Raw genomic sequence first — 487 nt, forward strand, 5'->3', positions numbered from 1 at the left:
CCGCGTTCAACGTGCAGACCGGCGAGCACCACATCCGGGGTCTGGAAGCCGAAGTGGCCGCCGATCTGCGCAACGGCTTCAGTCTCACCGCAGCCTATGCCTACACCGACGCCGAGGTCTCGAAGAGCAACAAGGCAAGCGAGGTCGGGCGCACCGTCAACAACGTGCCGCGCCACAACGTGAGCGTCTGGGGCCTGTATCGCGTCAGCGCCGGACCGCTGGAAGGCTGGGGCTTCGGGCTGGGCCTGCGGCATGTGAGCGAACGCACCGGTTACTCCTACGACTTCACCATCCCCGGCTACACCGTCTTCGATGCCGCCGTGCACTACCAGGGCCAGGGCTGGCGTGCCGCGCTGAACGTCAGAAACCTGGCTGACAAGACCGTCTACGGCGGCTCCTTCAGCAGCAACAATCTCGTCACCCTCGGCGACCCACGCCAGATACGCCTCAACGTGGTGACCGAGTTCTGATCATGCCTAGTCAATCA

General features: G+C 64.3%; 1 protein-coding gene. It reads left to right on the forward strand.

What is annotated here, in order from left to right; all coding sequences use genetic code 11:
- The coding region (locus tag ACR6JA_RS22870) for a TonB-dependent receptor domain-containing protein (RefSeq protein WP_494599772.1) at positions 1 to 470 on the forward strand (470 nt) is incomplete at its 5' end.
- Positions 471 to 487: the final 17 nt, after the last annotated feature.

It is taken from the genome of Cedecea sp. B1(4) (genome assembly GCF_059414925.1).